1 protein-coding gene is annotated in these 238 nt (G+C 45.8%); it reads right to left on the reverse strand.

The window, feature by feature from the left end; all coding sequences use genetic code 11:
• On the reverse strand, positions 1-238 hold a 238-nt coding region (locus AAEZ02_RS23435; protein ID WP_351125631.1), incomplete at both ends, for a PrpF domain-containing protein.

The raw sequence follows: 238 nt of genomic DNA on the forward strand, positions 1-238 counted from the left end.
TCATGGCATGATGCAATTGTCCCATACTCATCGCTCGTACGACTAAATCAATATCATTAGCATCAACGGCCTTGCCACTAGAAGCAGTATAGCTTTGCGCAGGAGCAACCCAAGCAATCTTTGGAATATGTTGACTGCTTTGTGCTTCACTGACGTCTTTGAATATGCCCATCGCTACGCCGCCTTTGGCACGGATTTTCTCAAGCTTCGCCAAGGTTTCGCTATTACTGTTGATATC

Origin of the sequence: Shewanella sp. T24-MNA-CIBAN-0130 (genome assembly GCF_040310185.1) — a bacterium.
Classification (GTDB): domain Bacteria; phylum Pseudomonadota; class Gammaproteobacteria; order Enterobacterales; family Shewanellaceae; genus Shewanella; species Shewanella psychromarinicola.